The organism is Thermosynechococcus sp. B3 (assembly GCF_030323045.1).
GTDB lineage: Bacteria > Cyanobacteriota > Cyanobacteriia > Thermosynechococcales > Thermosynechococcaceae > Thermosynechococcus.
In genome coordinates this window covers 1,400,428-1,417,934 of record NZ_CP097584.1, presented here as the reverse complement: position 1 = coordinate 1,417,934, position 17,507 = coordinate 1,400,428, and the positions used below count along the sequence as shown (strand labels likewise).

Here is a 17,507-nt window from a genome sequence, read left to right as displayed (position 1 = left end):
TACCGTTTACCAATCTTCTTAATAATTCGTTACATTAGAAACAACGTTCGCTAGGTGTGCTATGTACTTAGAATTTAAGGCCAGCCAATCTGTGCGCCTCAGTATTGAAACACCCACGGCTCCCTTGCAGCACTACCTGCGCCAACCCCAGCGGCTTGTCTATGCCCTCACCGATCCAACCCGAGTGGAATTTTTGGGTAGCGATCGCTTTCGCCTCAAGATGCGTCCCCTTAACTTTCTCATGGTCAGCTTGCAGCCCACGGTGGATCTGGCTGTCCATGCTAATAGCGATGGCTCTTTACAATTGCGCTCCCTCGGCTGTGAAATTCGCGGCGTGGACTACATTAATCGCCGCTTTCACCTTGCCCTCGAAGGTTACTTGTCTCCCCAAGCAACGGCAAACGGCACGGATTTGATTGGTCTAGCTGACTTGCAGGTGGGCGTGGATATTCCGCCGCCTTTGGATCTCACACCGCGCCCGATTCTCGAAGCCACCGGCAATGGCTTACTCAAGAGCGTTCTGTTAACGATGAAACAACGCCTCAGTCAACACCTTGTCGCCGATTATCAACGCTGGCTCACGGAAGTGGAAACCAATGGCAGTGGCGATTGGCTCACGCCTGTCCCTGTCAGTTCCAGCTAAAACTTCCCTACAGATAGACCTGCTTGGTGCTGAGTAATTGCCCAAGGCCAAAGAGTCCCCGCTGGCAACCCCTTGCAGCAGCACCAATGGCCAAGGCATCCAAGCGCTCTAGTTGGGGGGGACGATTGACAAAGACAAGGGGGGTTTGCACCTGCTGATAAAAGGCACGGCAGTCTTCGTAGCTGCTGGCAATAATCCCACTGGCGGCGCTGCCATACTGGTGAATCCAATGCACTGCGGCGGTGAGATCCTCTTCGTAGTGCCACGCCAAGCGTTGATCCAGATAGGGGAGCGGCCACTCACTGGCGTCCACGAGGGGAATTTCGGGATAGTTGCGGTGTAAGTGCTCATCCACCCCCTGCTTGTAGCCCGCTTGGGTCAGTTCATTGATCACAAATGCCAGATGGGAGGGATTGACATTACCGAGCACAATGACCTTTTCAATGGCAAGGGCGCGATCGGGATTGGCTTGGTGGCTGTGCTGAATACAGTTGAGGACACTCTCTGGCGACACCGAACCATCCCAAACCAGATAGGTATTCCCAAGGGAAAGAGAGACCAAGGGACAGCGAGCAGCAGCGCGTTGCTCGGCCACAAAGCGGGAGCGGCCATAGACAAGGGCGAGATCAACAGCGACGGGATCCGCAAGCCAACTGGTTGGACTCAGGGAGAGGGTTTGAATGGTGGCTTTGGGCAGACTGGTTTTACTGAGGGCGGCCTCGATGAGACTGGCGATCGCCCCAGCAGTATAGCGGCTACTTTCACCACTCCAGAGCACAAGGGCATTTCCCGTTTTGAGGGCCATGCCCGCCAGCATCAAACTTAAAGTAGGTAGCCCTTCATAGACCAAGGCCACCACCCCTAGGGGCACGGCATACTGAAACCGCTCGGGTCGCGTTGGCAATGATTGCTGCCATGGATCTGCAGCATGGTAGAGGTGCTCTAGCCACTGGCGAATACGGTGCAGGCGCTCATGGGTCAGCCGTAGCCAGCCAAGAACAATCTGGGACACTGCTAAATCGCGGCTAGATTCAAGATCGAGCGTATTTTGCTCCAACAGGAGGGGTTCTGCTGTTGCCAACTCCTCAATCAATCGCCGAAGAGCGTCCTGACGGAGGGCATAGCTAACTTGGCTGAGGTGTGTACTGGCGACCCGCGCCCCCCTTAGCGGCTCAGGCAACATGGCCGTAGCGCATTCAACGACGGGAGAGGGCAATCCAGACTAGAAATGCCGGCATCAGTGCAATCAGCAGGGAGGCAATGATCCATAGCAGCCCTTCAGGTTTTAAGGACAATTGTAGAAGTAAGGGCAGCCAGAGGAGAATAGGCATCAATAAAAAGAAGCTCAGGCCAATCGCAAAATACCAATAGCTTTCTGAGAAGCCCCGCTGCAACTGATTCCACTGCAATCCTGTCCAATACCATGCGCGTTTGTAGGGATAGGTGGTGGCCAACTGCTCAATCGAATAGCCATCGGGACGGACGACAAAAATTTGCTGACAGCGCCGACAGCCAAAAGCTTCCGTGAGGGCGATCGGCATCAACTCCCCTTGGCGACGACAGGGGCAGGGGTAACTTGCATCGAGATCCAGTTTGTGAGGTTTAATCGGAGCCACGGTGGCTGTCCAAAACGCAAACGACAGAAAATGATTCGATGGCGGGCGATCGCTCGCCTACTGATACAGCATACAAAGAGAATTCTGTTTTGCCTGTGACTTATACAATTTGTTAAAGATAGCCGCGAAAGGGGGATATTTCGATTTTTCTGCAATGAGAGAATGTATGCTAGGATACAGTTCTGCCGCAACCCCTCCTGATCATGATTCCCCAAGATTTTCTCGACCAAATTAACCCCGATCGCTACATTGTTCCCGTGGGGGGGAAATTTCACTGGCAGGACTATGATCCTGCGGATACCGCTGGCCTCAAAAGCAAAGTCGAAGCCCAAGAACTCCTTGCCGCTGGCATTAAGAAGCTAGCCGCTTACCAAGATGTTCTCTATGCCCAGAATATCTATGCGCTGCTGATTATTTTCCAAGCGATGGATGCAGCGGGCAAAGACAGCACGATCAAACACGTCATGAGTGGCATTAACCCCCAAGGCTGTCAGGTGTATAGCTTTAAGGCACCGAGTGCCGAGGAGTTGGATCATGACTTTTTGTGGCGAGCCAACCGCGCATTGCCAGAGCGAGGCTGTATTGGTATTTTTAATCGCTCCTATTACGAAGAAGTTCTTGTGGTGCGGGTGCACCCCGATTTGCTCAATCGCCAGCAACTTCCCCCCGAAACCAAGACCAAGCACATCTGGAAAGAGCGCTTTGAGGACATTAATCACTACGAACGTTACTTAACCCGCAATGGCATTCTCATCCTCAAGTTTTTCCTGAATATCTCCAAAGCAGAGCAAAAAAAACGCTTTTTGGAGCGCATTAGTCGCCCGGAAAAGAACTGGAAATTTTCGATTGATGACGTGCGCGATCGCGCCCACTGGGACGACTATCGAGCGGCCTATGCCGATGTCTTTCGCCACACCAGCACTGAATGGGCACCGTGGCACATTATTCCCGCCAATCGCAAGTGGTTTGCGCGGCTGATGGTGGCTCACTTCATTTATCAAAAGTTAGCGAGTTTGAACCTACACTACCCAATTGTTAGTGAAGCCCACAAAGAGCAGTTACTGGAAGCCAAGGCATTACTGGAAAACGAACCTGACGACGAGGAATAACGGCTGCCACTGCCTCCCGAAATCGAGGAGCTTGGGAACATCCTTAGGCAGATCCATCCCCTTGGGGAACCTCTTGCCATAGGGAGGTTGTTTCCCGGAGGCTTTGGTAATCGCCATTGCCGAGAATCAAATGATCCAGCACTGGAATCCCGATGAGCTGTCCCGCTTGCAGAATTTGTTTGGTTAAGTCCAGATCCGCTTGACTGGGAGAGAGATTGCCTGAGGGATGGTTGTGGGCAATGATCAGGCGGCTCGCATTGCGACGCACCGCTTCACGGAAAACTTCGCGGGGATGGACAAGCGTTTCTGTGGCGGTTCCCACGGTAATCACATGAGACCCCAATAGGCGATGGCGCACATCCAGCAAGAGAACGGCAAAGCGTTCCGTCGGTTGCCACATGAGATCAGTACTGAGGACAGCGGCAGCAAGGGCAGGATTATCAATGATCGTTTGCTCCCCCGGTCGCGACTGAAAGACCCGCTTCCCCAACTCCACAGCCGCCAGAATGGTCGTGGCTTTGGCGGGGCCAACACCAGGGATGGCCATCAATTCCTCTGGGGTAATGTCGCGTAAAAGGCTCACGGCATCGGTACTGTTACCACTGCGCTCCCCCAACTGTTTGAGGATAAATTGTCCTAAGCCCACGGCTGAGAGTTTGCCCGCCCCTTGACCAGTCCCCAGTAAAATCGCCAACAGTTCTGCGGAACTGAGATAGCGGGCACCTTGGCTGAGTAGCTTTTCACGGGGGCGATCGCCGACGGGCAGATCAGCAACACGGAGGGAGTAGGACATGACAGCAGCGATCAACAGAGTTGCTAAAAAGCATACCAAGGTTTCCTCACAGCAGCGTTGGGACTGGTTTAGAGAAATTTGCAAGAAGTAGTTGACTTTTATTTGCAAGTAGTTCAAGCTAAAGAAAGTAAAGAAACCGTTTTCCTCTGTTCAGCCTCAATGAACGTATTGCGAATCTACTCCTAACTTTTCCTAGGGGGCAGGTGAGAGTTGCCTGTTCAGAAGTGCTGGGGGCGATCGCCCGATTGCCCTTGAATATCCTATAAATCGAGGCTTGCAGATACTTTGATCATGATTGAGGAGTGAATAATGGCGAGATCGATCGCGGTCTGGCTGGGGCTAGCTTTGGCTCCTGCGTGGGGAATGTCAGCAGCATTAGCTGCGAATCAGTTACAAGACATACCCCATACGAATGATGTGAGTGCTTCTGGATTTCTTGATGATAAGTTGCAACAAGTCACTCGTTCAGTAAAATCCCCCTTGCAAGTGGCACAAGTGCCAGCAGTGGCGGACTTAGAGGCTCAAGCTCCCCGACTCCCTGCCCCCGCGCCGTCTTTGGGAATGCAGCGGACAATGCCGCAAGTGACCTCAGTGAATCAACTCTCGGATGTGCGCCCCACGGACTGGGCCTATCAAGCCTTGGCCTCACTGGTGGAGAAATATGGCTGCATTGCCGGTTATCCCGATGGCACTTTCCGTGGCAATCGTGCCGCCACACGCTTTGAGATGGCTGCAGCCTTGAACGCCTGCTTGGATGTGATCAGCGATCGCTTTGCCAGCAAGGAAGATCTGGCCACCCTTCAGCGGCTAGCAGAGGAGTTTAGTAGCGAATTAGCGGTGATCAAGGGACGGGTGACAAATCTAGAAGGTCGCGTTGCCAACCTTGAAGCAACCCAATTTTCCACCACTACTAAACTACGCGCTTCAGTCATCTTCAATGTGTCCGATGTTCTCACGGGCACCCAAGCCGTTGCTGCTAACGCTGTTCCCAATCGCGGGCCCACCATCGAGGACAATACCGTTGCTACCTACCGCGCTCGGCTGAACTTTGACACCAGCTTCTATGGCAAGGATGTCCTGCGGGTGCGCATTCAGGCGGCCAATATGCCTAACTACGGAACTGTTACCGGTACCAACATGGCACGGCTCAGCTATGACACCAACACTGGCGGCCAATTCACCATTGACGACCTCTACTACCGCACCCCTCTGACCAACCGCCTATTCCTTGCCTTTGATGCATCAGCAGGCAATTTCGACAAGAATGTCTTTACCTTTAACCCCCTCTTGCAGTCCGATGAAACGGGAGCCATTAGCCGGTTTGGTCGCTTTAACCCCCTCTATCGCTTTGGTGGCGGTGCTGGCTTAACACTGCGCTATACCCTCCTTGAAAATAAAGAGCGGGGCACTGGCCTAACCCTAAATCTGAGCTATCAGGCACCGAACGCAGCTAATCCAAATCGAAATACACCAAATACTAATGGTCTCTTCGACGGTGCCTATGCCGCCTTGGCCCAACTCGACTGGCGACCTGCGAAGAACCTCGCCATGGGATTTACCTATGTGCGCTCCTTTGGTGTCGGTGTTGCTGGCGGAACGGGAAGCAGTGGGTTTGCCGGCTCTGCTGCCAACCCCATCGGCAATAACGCCAATGCAGCCGCCGATAACTTTGGCTTTCAGTTTACCTATCGCCCCATTCAAAAATTCAACATTGCAGGCTGGGTCGGCTACTCCAATGTCTATCAGGTACAAGGATTCACAGGCCCACGGCGAGAAGCAGAAGTCTTAAACTGGGCCGCCACCTTTGCTGTACCGGACATCTGGCGCAAGGGCGATGTTCTGGGTTTAATTGTCGGTCAACCCCCACAAACCATTAGCGTTCGCAATGTAGCGGGTGCACCGGGGGCAACCTTTAACTCCTATCACATCGAAGGGCTATACCGTATTCCGATCTCGCGGAATATTTCAATTACACCTGGCCTCATTGCCGTGGTCAATTCCAACAGCAACAGTAACAACGCGCCGCTGCTTCTGGGGGTTGTGCGAACAACCTTTAGCTTCTAGCTGTCCCTAGCTAGTGAGGAAATAGATGCCCTACCCCTAGGGGGGTGGGGTTTTGTTTTCGAGTTACCGCAAAAGATCAAAGGCAGCATTTGCTAAGGTAAGGGTACCAGTTGTGCAGTTATGAATGAGTACGTTTAGGAGCCTACCGCCATGTCTGAAGAACAAGTCCCACCCACAACAACTGAAGAACCGGTTGCTGCTGCCGAGTCATCCACCCCTGAGCCCCTTGGAGAAACCGTCAGTGCTGAGGAGGTGATCGAGGCGGCCAAAGAACTCTTGGCGGCTCTCCAACGCTTTGCCGCCGCTCAGTTAAAAGCCCTGCCAGCAGATGTACAAAAAGCCCTTGAAACGGCGATCGCAGAGCTGAAGTCGAATGCTGATACCGTCTCTAGCCATGTCAAGGATTTTGAGGAGCGACTCAAAGCGGCGTGGGAGGTGCTAACAGCAAAGAAAGAGTTGCCCAGTGGTGGTGATGGCGAGTCCTAGTCCGTTATTGCTTGAGCCATTCCCTTGGCAGGAGACCCTCCAGTGGCAACCCACACCCCAACAGCAGGAACAGTTCCAACGCTTCTATGGGGCAATCCTCGCAGCCAACCAAGGGATCAACTTGACGCGGATTACGGCAGTCCCTGATTTCTGGGAGAAGCACCTCTGGGATTCGTTGCGGGGGATTTTGCCATGGCTTCAGCCTACTGGGGGAACACCTTGGGGAACTAAGATTCAACAGGTCATTGATATTGGCAGTGGCGGTGGTTTTCCGGGGGTACCGGTGGCGATCGCCCGCCCCGATTGGTCAGTGACCCTCCTTGAAGCGACCCAAAAGAAAGTCAAATTTTTGCACTCTCTCCCTTCAAGTGTTGGTTTGGCCAACATTCAGCCGCAATGGGGACGGGCAGAAGCCCATGAGCGCCGCTATGATTTGGCCTTGATTCGAGCCGTCGGTGATGTGGCTCGTTGTTGTGCCTATGGGTTGCCCCTATTACGGTTGGGGGGCATTTTAGTCCTGTACCGAGGTCAGTGGAGCAAAGAGGATGCCCAAACCCTAGGAACCCTGCTGCCGCGATACCGCAGTCAACTCCTAGAGATTCAGGCCTTTGCCACCCCCTTGAGCCATGCCCAGCGCCACTGCGTTTACCTTCAGCGTCAGGGTTGAATGAGTGATCTTGTCCTCGTGGGGACTCTTAATGTAAATAAATTATGACAATCGATGGTTTGAAATTTTCACCCTACACATTTAGGGGGGGATCAGTTATACACAAATAGAGAGTAAACCAACAAATGTATTGAATTGATTGGTTAGGGCAACTTGGCAAGTCTCGGAGGAATACTGTCAATGTTTAACGATAGCAATACAAGTTTTACAAGCTGGCTCGCCGATCTCGTCAATGGTATGGGTCTGGCATGGTGGGTCAAGATAGAAACGAAAACCCCCCCCTGCACCTACTACTTTGGCCCTTTTCTGACACCCATGGAGGCGGAAAAAGAGAAGGATGGCTACATTGAGGACTTGAAGGCTGAGGGCGCAGAGGGACTTGAGGTCAGTGTCGTGCGCTGCCGTCCTGAAGAGGTGACCATTGACGCCGAAAAAAAGACGCGGGTGCCCCTTAGTGTTGGCATGACATAGGTTAAAGTCTGAATTGGTTCTAAAACTCTGTCCCTAAAGCATGATGCCGTCTTAAAGTTTCTCCTAAGTCTCTGGACGCCAACCCCAACAAGGCTATGTTCAGCATTACCAAGGCGGATGGAATTCTCTGGGCGATCGCCTTTATTACGGGGTGTGTTTTCAGTCTCTTTCAGTGGGGCTGGCTGGGGGTCTTGGCCCTAGGAGGGATGCTCTACAGCGGGCGGCGCTGGGGCGGTAAGGTTTGGCTGCGCCTGCCTTCGAGTCAAAGTTTTGCGATCGCCACCGGGGTTGCCCTTTTAGCGATGGCCTATGTGTGGCTGCGCACGCCCCAGCCGGGGGTGAATGACATCAGCAGTTTAGTGCCCCGTCTTGAGGGGTTGAACCTACCGTCAACGGTGCTCGTCGAGGGGCGTGTTGAAACCACACCACTACCTAATCGCGCTGGGCGACGACGCTTTTTCCTAGGGGTGGAGCGCTATCAAAATCTCAGTCAAGTACCGGCCCAAAGTGAGGTGCTGCAAGGGAGAGCCAGTGGCCGCCTCTATGTGACACTGCCAGCAGCGGAAGGGGCAAAGCTACATCCCAGCCAACGGATCCAGATTTCGGGGCGGCTCTATCTGCCTCGTGGGGGGGGCAGTGAGTTTTTTCGTGCCTTTAACTTTCGGCGGCAGCTTCAGTTACAGCACACCTTTGCTGGCTTAGCAGGCAACAAGGTCACGATTTTGGATCAGGGATCACCTTGGGGGTTGTGGGCACTGCGGCAGCGGATTATCCAAGTCCATGCCCAAGGGTTGGGCGATCGCTATGGTGCGGTGGTCTCGGCAATGGTGCTGGGGAACCGCGCGGTGGCCATTCCCTTTGAGGTGCGCGACAGCTTTCGGCGCGTGGGGCTATCCCATGCTCTGGCGGCCTCGGGGTTTCATACGGCGATTTTGTTGGCAGTTGTCTTGGCGGTGACGCGTTTCCTGCCGCAGCAGTGGCGCTATGGTTTGGGGGCTGGGGTCTTGGTGCTCTTTGCCTGTTTGAGTGGGTTTGCCCCCTCAGCAATTCGCGCTGTGTTGATGGGCTTGGCGGGTCTGGTGGCTTTGGTGAATGGTCAAAAGGGGCAACCCCTCGTGATTCTGCTGGCGATCGCCACTGCCATGCTGATCTACAATCCCCTGTGGATTGAGGACATTGGCTTTCAGTTGAGCTTCCTAGCCACCTTGGGTCTCATTGTCAGTGCTCAACCGATCAGCGATCGCCTCGATTGGTTGCCAACACCCCTGCGCAACTTTGTCGCGGTACCCCTCGCGGCCACCCTCTGGGTACTGCCCCTCTCTTTGGCAATCTTCGGTATTTTCCCGGTGTATGGTCTGCTGGCTAATGTCCTTGCCAATCTGCCCCTGGTTCTCTTGACGGTTGGCGGCTTCATCAGTGCCATGATCGGCCTCCTCGTTCCGCCTGTGGGATCGGCGCTTGCTTGGCTCCTCTACTACCCCACAGCTTTCCTCCTGTGGCTGATTCAAACCATCGGCCAGTGGCCGGGGGCAACGATCGCCCTTGGCAGTTTGGGTTGGCTGCAAGTTGTTGTTCTCTATGGCCTGATTGTCCTTGGGTGGCTGAGTCCTCGCTGGCGGCGCCGTTGGTTTTTGCTGTTTACCCTTGGTGTCACTCTGGTTCTCGTGCCCTTTATTCTGCGCCAAAATACCCTCTTTCAAGCTACGGTTCTCGCCAATACACAGGTGCCGACACTGGTGATTCAGCAACCAGCGGGGACAGTCGTCATTAATGGGGGAGATCCCCAAGGGCTAACGGCTTTCTTGGCTCAAGAGGGCATTAACCGCATTGATTGGGCGGTGGCCAGCGATCGCCAGTACCGTCAACAACAGGGCTGGCGCGAGATTCATGGGATCACCCCAATTCGCCAGTTTACGGATGTGCCAACGGCCAAGAGTGATCCTGCCTACCGGGAAATGTTGACCACCCTCAAGGTGCCCCATCAATCGCTTCCCCTGCGGCAACCCGTTCAACTGGGTCAGGTGAAAATTACTGTCCTGCGGGCGGATCCGGCTATCTTGACCTTGGAGATGGGCAACAGTCAGTGGCTCTTTGTCAGTGATCCCAGTCGCGATGCCGCTCAAACGGATTGGCTGGCCGTGACGCCCGTGGAGCCACCGCAGGTTCTCTGGTGGTGGGGGCGAAAATTAACGCCACGCCTCTTTGAGATTGTCAAGCCGCGCAGTGTCATTCTTAGTCGCAACGCCCTTGATCCCGCGATCGCCCGCTATCTAAAGGAGAAAGAAATTCCCTATTTTGTGGTCGGAGAAGCCGGGGAAGTGCGCTGGCAGGCCGATGGCTCCCTGAAGGCCAATGCCCCTCAAAACGATGGCTTGATTTAGGACTCGCTTTGGCGCAAGCGTAAATGTGCGGTTGCCAATGTTTCTTGGAGTACCTGCTGAATGCGCTGCGGATCGGGGGTTTTGCCCCCCATCACGTCGCCAAAATAGACACAGGCGGCTTCCCCCAAGGCCCAAGTATAGGCCGCCGCCCAAGAGGCAGACAGCACCGATCCCAAACCCGGAATCAATTTAATCAACTGTTGCCCCACCAACCGCGCCACAAATCCGCCGCCAATTGTGGTCAAGATGCCCCCGGCTTGGGAAGGCGAAAGGGTCTGACCGTACAACTGCCCCAGCAGCACCACCATCACCACCTGCACCCCCACAAGGACTGGCATCGTGGCAAAGGGCAAAGGCACTGCCGCCAAGGTTCCCGCCATCACTGCAAAGGGGGCAATGTAGCGCCGCCCCACCTGACGATAGAGGGGAGCCAGTTGATCACTGAGATGGGATTGGGCGATCAGCTCGCGGAGCAGTTGGGCTTCTGCTTTGGGCAGCACTGCCTCTAGGGTTGTAGCAAGGGTCTCAAAGCCATAAAAAACAGGGGTGTAGCCGTCTTCCTCCAACGTAAAGTCAAGGGGAATGACGCGATCGCTAATGTCAGCAAAGCGCTCCTTATGGCCAGCGATCGCCAAATTAACCTCAGGAATCTCTGGGGGATAGGGGGGATGATTTTCTTGGTTGGGGGGATACAGCTCGTGCAGACAGGTAATGGCCAAAATAAACGGAATCTCTGGATGAGCCTTCTTCAGTGCCTTTGCCACTTGGTGCAGGCGATCGCCCGCAAAATCCGTTACCTTGACCGTCAAAATAATCACTCGTGCCCGTTGACTTTGCTGCAACAGGTGATCCAATTCCGCCACCACCTCAGCCGTTTGCTCTGGCGTTTCCCCCAAGCCCACTGTATCCGTGAAGGTGAGCAGTGGCAGTTCAGCCGTGGGATAGTCATAGCGCTGTGTTTGCCGCGTATGGGGACGAAACCCCGCCCCGACAATACTGGCATCGGCACCCGTCATTGCCCGCACAATCGAACTTTTCCCCGATTGAGGTTTGCCAATCAGCAAGACCTCCGTCGCCGCTAATTCCTGCCGTGCCCTAGCCAAGACCTCCGCCAGTGCCGTTGCATCCACCTGAAACCAGCGGGTCAGGAACTGCCCATAGGAGCCTAAGAATTTAGGCTTGGGTTTCTCCACGGGCGTCGTCACCGTAGCTGGGGGATTCGCGGTAGATCGCATCCAGTTGGGCACGGGCATCCTCCACACTGAGAGAGCGCATCACCAACAGGGGCTCATCAATCACATGACCATCGCTATCTAACAGTTCGGGATGGGTCACCCGTGGCGGTGAAAATTGGCGTTGTGATTCAATGCCGAGGGTCAACAAACTCCGAATCAGATTAGCCATGGCCAGTAGTGCCAAGACTGTAAAGGCAACAATATAGATCAACTGCAACATGAAGAGAGCACCTCCGAGCCAAGCGCCGAGAATGGTTTAAGCGTCACAAGATTTGGATAAGCGATAGTGGTGGGCAACCTGCCAGCACTCCATCAAGAGCGTATGCCACTGCATCAGTACCTGTGTATCAACCCCCACTTGGCCGTCCGTTGCCCGAAAGAGGCTTTGGGTAGCAATCACATCATTGAGGGCCGTCTCCACCCGTTCAAGGAGTGCCTGCTGTTCCGCCACGTTCAAGAAGGGAATCACTTCTGTCTGCAAGAGCGATCGCGATCGCGTGAACCAGTACTGAAAATCTTCGAGTAGCGGCTCCAGCAAGACCTTAAGCAGTTGAGGTTCAGGTAAATTTGAGTGCAGCATAGGGATTGATGAGGGCGACCTACTTCTATCTTAAATCTTAAACTCGTTTACATATTGTTACATTGTTAATCTTTGACTGCATCTTTCCTCAGCGCGATCGTTTGGAAGGAATCGAAGAGACGGTGTACCCTAAAAAAAGACTCAAAAATACTGATCTTGTCCCCATTACATAGTGTGCGCAGGTATGGACATCCGCGACTTTTTTGCCCAAAGTGCTGGCCGCTGGTTTTCCCAACGTACCAGTCATCACTTGGCCTTTAAGCAAACTGAGTCAGGCAAGTCTCAGTTAACCATTGAATTACTGTCTGTGGATGATCCTGCGGTCATTGCCCTGTGTCAGCAATATGACATGGATCCCGCTTGGGCAGTGTGCGGTGCACGGGTCAGTTGGGACGGCACGATGGAATGGGACAGCGAGAAGCACGAAGGCTCAACGGTACTGGTGCCGATCATGGATCAGGGGTCACGGATGGAAGGCAAGCTCCTGCGGGAAATGGGCTATGCCGAAAAAGCACCGGTTGCCGGTCGCTTCAGTATGGGCAGTGATGGTGCCCTAACACTGATTACCGAATACGAAACCATGTACTCTGAAGAGCGCCTTTGGTTTGCCAGCCCCAATCTACGCCTGCGCACTAGTATTCTCAAGCGCTTTGGTGGCTTTAGTATGGCCTCCTTTTGCTCAGAAATTCGCTTAGGGGTGACGCAACCCGCCAATTCCTGATGGTCTTTCTCCACGTTGCTATTAACGTCACGGATTTGGAGCGAGCTGCGGCCTTCTATGAAGGGTTGCTGGGTCTTACCCCCGTCGATCGCCCCCTGAAATTCCCCGGCCGCTGGTATCAAATCGGTACGGTGCAAATTCATCTCATCCCAGCGGAGCAGGTGGTTGATCCCTGTCAAGATCAGCGGTGGGGACGTAACCCCCACTTTGCTCTTGGCGTAACTGATTTAGCCAGTCTCGAACAACGCCTAGTGGCAGCCCAAATTCCCTTGCAGCGCAGTGCCTCAGGACGAACCGCAATCTTTGTCGCAGATCCCGATGGCAATCTGATTGAACTTAGCCAAGTGTCCTAGAGTACCAGCTTGGCCGTTCCCAAAAACTGAATGCCCGTTGGCTCAATGGCAAAACGATAGGGCAAAATTTCCACCCCTTGGTTGTAGGCGGCGCGTAAGAGTTGTCCATAGGTGGGATCGGCACTGTCTCCCGGCGCAAAGCGATCGCAATCACCGCGATTAATAAAGTAGAGCATACACACACGAGTGTCAGGTTGGGTTTGCCGTAGCCATTGCAGTTCCCGCAGATGCTTTTGACCTCGCATGGTCACCGTATCAGGAAACAGGGCTAACCCCCCTTGCGCCCAAGTGGTATTTTTCACCTCAACATAGGCAGGGGGCTGTTGGGGATGATCCGCCAAGTAAAAGTCAATGCGGCTGCGCTCTTGACCATAGGCCACCTCTCGCTGCTGAGTGCCGTACCCAGCTAGTTCCGGTAGGATGCCTGCCGCCAATGCGGAAGCAATCACCCGATTCGGCAAACTCGTATTTACCCCCACCCACGTGCCATCAACGAAAATCATTTCCCACGTATAGGCCAGCTTGCGCTTGGGATCTGCATGGTAGGAGACTTGAACGGGGGCACCCACTTGGCAGATTCCTGTCATCGGCCCTGTATTCGGGCAGTGGGCTGTGATGCGATCGCCAGAGGTCAACTCAATCTCCGCAAAAAATCGCTGATAGCGCCGACAGAGAATTCCTGCTTGGAGCGGTGGATAGTGCCAACACAATGTGGGAGTCACAGGCGACCCGTAGAAAGTGCAGGTCTCTATTCTACCCCCAAAAGTAAAATGCCAGCCCCCTTGGTGATATGGAAGCCAGCATTCTACGGAATATTAAAGGAGATTTAAGGTTAAGGTCTATATGGGCTGACCTCAATTGAATACCCCTATCATGGCATCACTTCTTGGCAGGGCTGGCTTCCCTAATCTTTTCTTTATATTTATGTTGCAAAGGTCTGATCTTTCGTTACATGTCTTAGAGTTTCGCAGTATTGTCCTGAAAACTCCCCTGTCCTCATCACAAGAAACGCCCCTAAATCCCGTAGTATTAAGATGTATGTCGCAAATCTTAAAAATTTCTGAGGTATGACCGCCGAAACCCCTGATGTTGCGCCCTTAGATCGGTTTGAGTGCCGTGCCTGCGGCTACATCTATGAACCCTCAAAGGGAGACGAAAATCGCTCGATTCCGCCGGGGACAGCCTTTGCTGATCTCCCCGTAAACTGGCGGTGTCCAGTGTGCAGTGCTCCGAAAAAGCAATTTAGCAACATTGGACCTGTGGGATCCCCCTCAGGCTTCAAGGAAAATCTGAACTACGGCTTGGGTGTGAATCGCCTCACCCCCGGCCAAAAAAATATCCTCATTTTTGGTGGTCTTGCCCTTGCCGTTCTTTTTCTACTGAGTTTCTATAATGTTCGCTAAACAAATTGACAGTTACTGGCAAAAAATGAAAGGAATCAAGTTCCTGCATTGGCTACTGGTGACCGTTGTCCTCTGGATGAGCCTGAGTACCTCTGCCCTTGCCATCCCCGCCTTGGACTACAACCCTTGGGAAGCCATCCAACTACCAACCACCTCAACCATTCTCGATATGAGCTTTATTGACCGTAATCACGGTTGGTTGGTGGGTGCCAATGCCACACTGATGGAAACTCGCGACGGTGGTCAAACTTGGGAACCCCGTACGCTGGTTTTAGATAATCCCGACTATCGCTTCAACAGCGTTAGCTTCCAAGGGAACGAGGGCTGGATTGTCGGTGAGCCACCCATTATGCTGCACACGACCGATGGTGGCCAATCTTGGAGTCAAATTCCCCTCAATCCCAAACTCCCCGGCTCACCCCGCCTGATCAAAGCCCTCGGCAATGGCGCTGCGGAAATGATGACCGATGTAGGCGCCATTTACCGTACCAAAGACAGCGGCAAAAACTGGCAAGCATTAGTCCAAGAAGCCATTGGGGTCATGCGCAACCTCAACCGTTCGCCCTCTGGGGAGTATGTGGCTGTCTCCTCGCGGGGGAGCTTTTACTCCACGTGGCAGCCGGGACAAACGGCTTGGCAACCCCACAATCGCACCACCTCGCGCCGTGTCCACAATATGGGCTTTACCCCGGATGGTCGGCTCTGGATGATTGTCAATGGCGGTAAAATTGCCTTCTCTGATCCAGACAATTCCGAAAACTGGGGAGAACTGCTGAGTCCCCTGCGTCGCAATAGTGTTGGCTTCCTTGATCTGGCCTATCGCACACCCAATGAAGTATGGCTAGCAGGGGGTGCTGGGGTACTGCTCTGTAGCCAAGATGGTGGCCAAACGTGGCAGCAGGATGTGGACGTGAAAAAAGTCCCCTCCAACTTTTATAAAATTCTCTTCTTTAGTCCTGATCAAGGGTTCATCATTGGCCAGAAGGGGATCTTGCTGCGGTATGTGACTGACTTGACGGCTGCTTCGGCGTAACGTAGAAAATAACTGCCGAGCATCTGGTAGAGTCTGGTTATGAACTCCAGCAGCACTTCATTCTCCCTCCATGAGGGTAGTAGTTTCTTACGCAATATCTGGTACTATGGCCTGCCAGCCGCTGACCTCAAGCCGGGTCGCTGCCAAGCCAAGGTGCTTTTAGGGGAGCCTATTCTCTTCTGCCGTACCACTTCAGGCAAGCCCTTTGCGCTGCGCAATCTCTGCCCTCACCGTGGCATTCCCCTACACTATGGTCACTTTGATGGGGAAGAGGTGGAGTGCCCCTACCACGGCTGGCGCTTCAATGCCCACGGCCACTGTACGCTGATTCCCTCCCTGACCAGTGATAGTGATGTGGATCTCAAGCACTTTGGTGTGTTGAGTTATCCCGTACGCGAGGTGCAGGGCAATCTCTGGATTTTTTTCCCAGCCAATGAGCGTGATGTCAGTGAACCGACCCTAGAGGTGCCCCTTGTGCCCGGATTTAGCGCCGAGACCCAACCTCAAGCGGTGCAAAAATTCATCTTTCCGGGACATTTGGATCAGGTGTTTATTAACTTTATGGATCCCTCCCATGCGCCCTTTGTCCATGGGGCGTGGTGGTGGCGCAAGCGGGGCAAGCTCTTTGAGAAGGCAAAAACCTTTGATCCGTCGCCCTATGGCTTTACCATGCGCCGCCATCCCCTGTTGCGCAAGTCGTGGGCACACCATATTTTAGGTGGCCATCCTGAGGTGGAAATTATCTATCGGCTGCCGGGGATTCGCATCGAAACCAACTATAGCGATCGCCACACCTTTTGTTTTCTGATTACCCTTACCCCCATTAACGCTCAGGAGACTGAACTCACCGCCACCTACTACTGGACCTTTCCATGGCTCGCCCCCCTGAAACCCTTACTGGCTCCCTTAGCGCGGGAATTTCTCAACCAAGATTTGCGCATTGTGGCCAAGCAAAGCGAAGGCCTAAAGTACAAGCCACCGTTGACGCTTATCAAAGAGGCCGATTACCAAGCTAAATGGTATTACCAGCTTAAGCGGGAGTACGAGAAAGCCACCCAAGAGGGACGGGAATTTGTCAACCCCTTGAAAACCCAAGTCCTACGCTGGCGCTAAAGGCAGCAGCCCCTCTGGTACGATCAGAGGGTTAGATCATTCACACTGGCTGTACCTATGCTCCTAGACCTATCGGGAAAACGCGCCCTTGTGACCGGCATTGCCAATAATCGCTCCATTGCTTGGGGGATTGCCCAACAGCTCCATGCAGCAGGTGCTGAACTGGCAGTGACGTATCTTCCCGACGAGCGGGGAAAGCTGAAGCAAAAGGTCGAGGAACTGACTGCTCCTTTAGACCCCAAACTGCTTTTACCCCTAGATGTGCAGCAACCTCAACAAATTGACGAAGCCTTTGCTGCCATTGCCTCTACTTGGGGTGGCTTAGATATTTTGATTCACTGTTTGGCCTTTGCCCAAAAAGAAGATCTCAGTGGTGACTTTTCCGCCGTCTCCCTTGAAGGCTTTAATCTCGCTCTCGACATCAGTGCCTACTCCCTGATCTCTCTCAGCCGTGCCGCTAAACCATTGATGACCAACGGCGGGTCAATCATTACCCTGACTTATTTGGGGGGTGTGCGGGTTGTGCCGAACTACAATGTCATGGGGATTGCCAAGGCAGCCCTAGAAATGAATGTGCGCTACCTCGCGGCAGAATTGGGGCCTCAGAAGATCCGTGTCAATGGTATCTCCGCTGGTCCAATTCGCACCTTGGCCTCCTCAGCAGTGGGGGGCATTCTCGATATGATCCACCATGTGGAAGCCACGGCTCCGTTGCGGCGCACGGTGACCCAAACAGAGGTGGGCAACACAGCAGCTTTTCTTGCCAGCGATCTAGCCAGTGGCATCACTGGTCAAATTCTTTATGTGGATTCGGGCTACTGCATCATGGGGATGTAGAG

At 53.6% G+C, this 17,507-nt stretch carries 20 protein-coding genes; 13 read left to right on the top strand and 7 right to left on the bottom strand.

Annotated elements, in window-relative coordinates:
* Window positions 1–61 precede the first annotated feature (61 nt).
* Window positions 62–643 (top strand): DUF1997 domain-containing protein, encoded by a 582-nt coding sequence (locus M0646_RS07160; RefSeq protein WP_149819459.1) that lies wholly within the window; start codon window positions 62–64, stop codon window positions 641–643.
* Between the two features lie 7 nt (window positions 644–650).
* On the opposite strand, the gene M0646_RS07155 is transcribed toward M0646_RS07160, so the two are convergent.
* Window positions 651–1,826, bottom strand: coding sequence for a hypothetical protein (locus M0646_RS07155; RefSeq protein WP_286625108.1), 1,176 nt, complete (start codon window positions 1,824–1,826; stop codon window positions 651–653).
* Window positions 1,827–1,839: 13 nt separating this feature from the next.
* Window positions 1,840–2,259, bottom strand: coding sequence for a hypothetical protein (locus M0646_RS07150; RefSeq protein ID WP_286625107.1), 420 nt, complete (start codon window positions 2,257–2,259; stop codon window positions 1,840–1,842).
* A 203-nt stretch (window positions 2,260–2,462) separates the two neighbouring features.
* On the opposite strand from M0646_RS07150, the gene M0646_RS07145 reads away from it, so the two are divergent.
* A complete protein-coding gene (locus M0646_RS07145; RefSeq protein WP_286625106.1) occupies window positions 2,463–3,368 on the top strand; it encodes a polyphosphate kinase 2 family protein in 906 nt (301 codons plus the stop codon).
* Between the two features lie 43 nt (window positions 3,369–3,411).
* Here M0646_RS07145 and radC read toward each other — a convergent pair whose 3' ends face one another.
* Window positions 3,412–4,161: a DNA repair protein RadC gene (gene radC, locus M0646_RS07140; protein WP_286625105.1), complete on the bottom strand. Its 750-nt coding sequence runs from the start codon at window positions 4,159–4,161 to the stop codon at window positions 3,412–3,414.
* Window positions 4,162–4,470: 309 nt separating this feature from the next.
* On the opposite strand from radC, the gene M0646_RS07135 reads away from it, so the two are divergent.
* The 5 genes from M0646_RS07135 (at window position 4,471) to M0646_RS07115 (ending at window position 10,230) form a co-directional block, all read left to right on the top strand.
* On the top strand, window positions 4,471–6,225 hold the full coding sequence (locus M0646_RS07135; RefSeq protein WP_286649451.1) for an iron uptake porin: 1,755 nt from the start codon (window positions 4,471–4,473) through the stop codon (window positions 6,223–6,225).
* 150 nt (window positions 6,226–6,375) lie between these two features.
* Window positions 6,376–6,711: a hypothetical protein gene (locus M0646_RS07130; protein WP_286649450.1), complete on the top strand. Its 336-nt coding sequence runs from the start codon at window positions 6,376–6,378 to the stop codon at window positions 6,709–6,711.
* On the top strand, window positions 6,698–7,378 hold the full coding sequence (rsmG, locus tag M0646_RS07125; protein ID WP_286649449.1) for a 16S rRNA (guanine(527)-N(7))-methyltransferase RsmG: 681 nt from the start codon (window positions 6,698–6,700) through the stop codon (window positions 7,376–7,378). The genes M0646_RS07130 and rsmG overlap by 14 nt, the downstream gene beginning before the upstream one ends.
* Before the next feature lie 180 nt (window positions 7,379–7,558).
* Window positions 7,559–7,849: a DUF1816 domain-containing protein gene (locus M0646_RS07120; RefSeq protein ID WP_149819445.1), complete on the top strand. Its 291-nt coding sequence runs from the start codon at window positions 7,559–7,561 to the stop codon at window positions 7,847–7,849.
* A 95-nt stretch (window positions 7,850–7,944) separates the two neighbouring features.
* A complete protein-coding gene (locus M0646_RS07115; protein WP_286649448.1) occupies window positions 7,945–10,230 on the top strand; it encodes a ComEC/Rec2 family competence protein in 2,286 nt (761 codons plus the stop codon).
* On the opposite strand, the gene M0646_RS07110 is transcribed toward M0646_RS07115, so the two are convergent.
* Genes M0646_RS07110 through M0646_RS07100 form a run of 3 tightly spaced genes read right to left on the bottom strand, consistent with a single transcriptional unit; the run spans window position 10,227 to window position 12,045 of the window.
* A complete protein-coding gene (locus M0646_RS07110) occupies window positions 10,227–11,435 on the bottom strand; it encodes a GTPase family protein (RefSeq protein ID WP_286649447.1) in 1,209 nt (402 codons plus the stop codon). The two genes, M0646_RS07115 and M0646_RS07110, sit on opposite strands and share 4 nt — an antisense overlap.
* Window positions 11,404–11,685 (bottom strand): DUF2973 domain-containing protein, encoded by a 282-nt coding sequence (locus M0646_RS07105; protein WP_149819439.1) that lies wholly within the window; start codon window positions 11,683–11,685, stop codon window positions 11,404–11,406. The genes M0646_RS07110 and M0646_RS07105 overlap by 32 nt, the downstream gene beginning before the upstream one ends.
* A 36-nt stretch (window positions 11,686–11,721) precedes the next feature.
* Window positions 11,722–12,045 (bottom strand): DUF2605 domain-containing protein, encoded by a 324-nt coding sequence (locus tag M0646_RS07100; protein WP_286625093.1) that lies wholly within the window; start codon window positions 12,043–12,045, stop codon window positions 11,722–11,724.
* Window positions 12,046–12,229: 184 nt separating this feature from the next.
* Between M0646_RS07100 and M0646_RS07095 the strand changes: the two genes are divergently transcribed.
* Complete coding sequence (locus M0646_RS07095; RefSeq protein WP_190278015.1) at window positions 12,230–12,766, top strand: phycobiliprotein lyase; 537 nt, start codon at window positions 12,230–12,232, stop codon at window positions 12,764–12,766.
* Entirely contained in the window at window positions 12,766–13,119 is a 354-nt protein-coding gene (locus tag M0646_RS07090; RefSeq protein ID WP_149819433.1) for a VOC family protein, read from the top strand. The genes M0646_RS07095 and M0646_RS07090 overlap by 1 nt, the downstream gene beginning before the upstream one ends.
* On the opposite strand, the gene sfsA is transcribed toward M0646_RS07090, so the two are convergent.
* On the bottom strand, window positions 13,116–13,841 hold the full coding sequence (gene sfsA, locus M0646_RS07085; RefSeq protein WP_149819431.1) for a DNA/RNA nuclease SfsA: 726 nt from the start codon (window positions 13,839–13,841) through the stop codon (window positions 13,116–13,118). The genes M0646_RS07090 and sfsA overlap by 4 nt on opposite strands.
* Before the next feature lie 345 nt (window positions 13,842–14,186).
* Here sfsA and M0646_RS07080 point away from each other — a divergent pair, with 345 nt between their 5' ends.
* From M0646_RS07080 to fabI, 4 genes are read left to right on the top strand one after another with little or no spacing between them, the layout of a single operon-like run.
* Window positions 14,187–14,522 (top strand): rubredoxin, encoded by a 336-nt coding sequence (locus M0646_RS07080; protein WP_149819429.1) that lies wholly within the window; start codon window positions 14,187–14,189, stop codon window positions 14,520–14,522.
* Between the two features lie 25 nt (window positions 14,523–14,547).
* On the top strand, window positions 14,548–15,555 hold the full coding sequence (locus M0646_RS07075) for a photosynthesis system II assembly factor Ycf48 (protein ID WP_255451625.1): 1,008 nt from the start codon (window positions 14,548–14,550) through the stop codon (window positions 15,553–15,555).
* 39 nt (window positions 15,556–15,594) lie between these two features.
* Window positions 15,595–16,668: an aromatic ring-hydroxylating dioxygenase subunit alpha gene (locus tag M0646_RS07070; RefSeq protein ID WP_286649446.1), complete on the top strand. Its 1,074-nt coding sequence runs from the start codon at window positions 15,595–15,597 to the stop codon at window positions 16,666–16,668.
* Window positions 16,669–16,725: 57 nt separating this feature from the next.
* Window positions 16,726–17,505 (top strand): enoyl-ACP reductase FabI, encoded by a 780-nt coding sequence (gene fabI / locus M0646_RS07065; protein ID WP_149819423.1) that lies wholly within the window; start codon window positions 16,726–16,728, stop codon window positions 17,503–17,505.
* The last annotated feature ends 2 nt before the right edge of the window (window positions 17,506–17,507 follow it).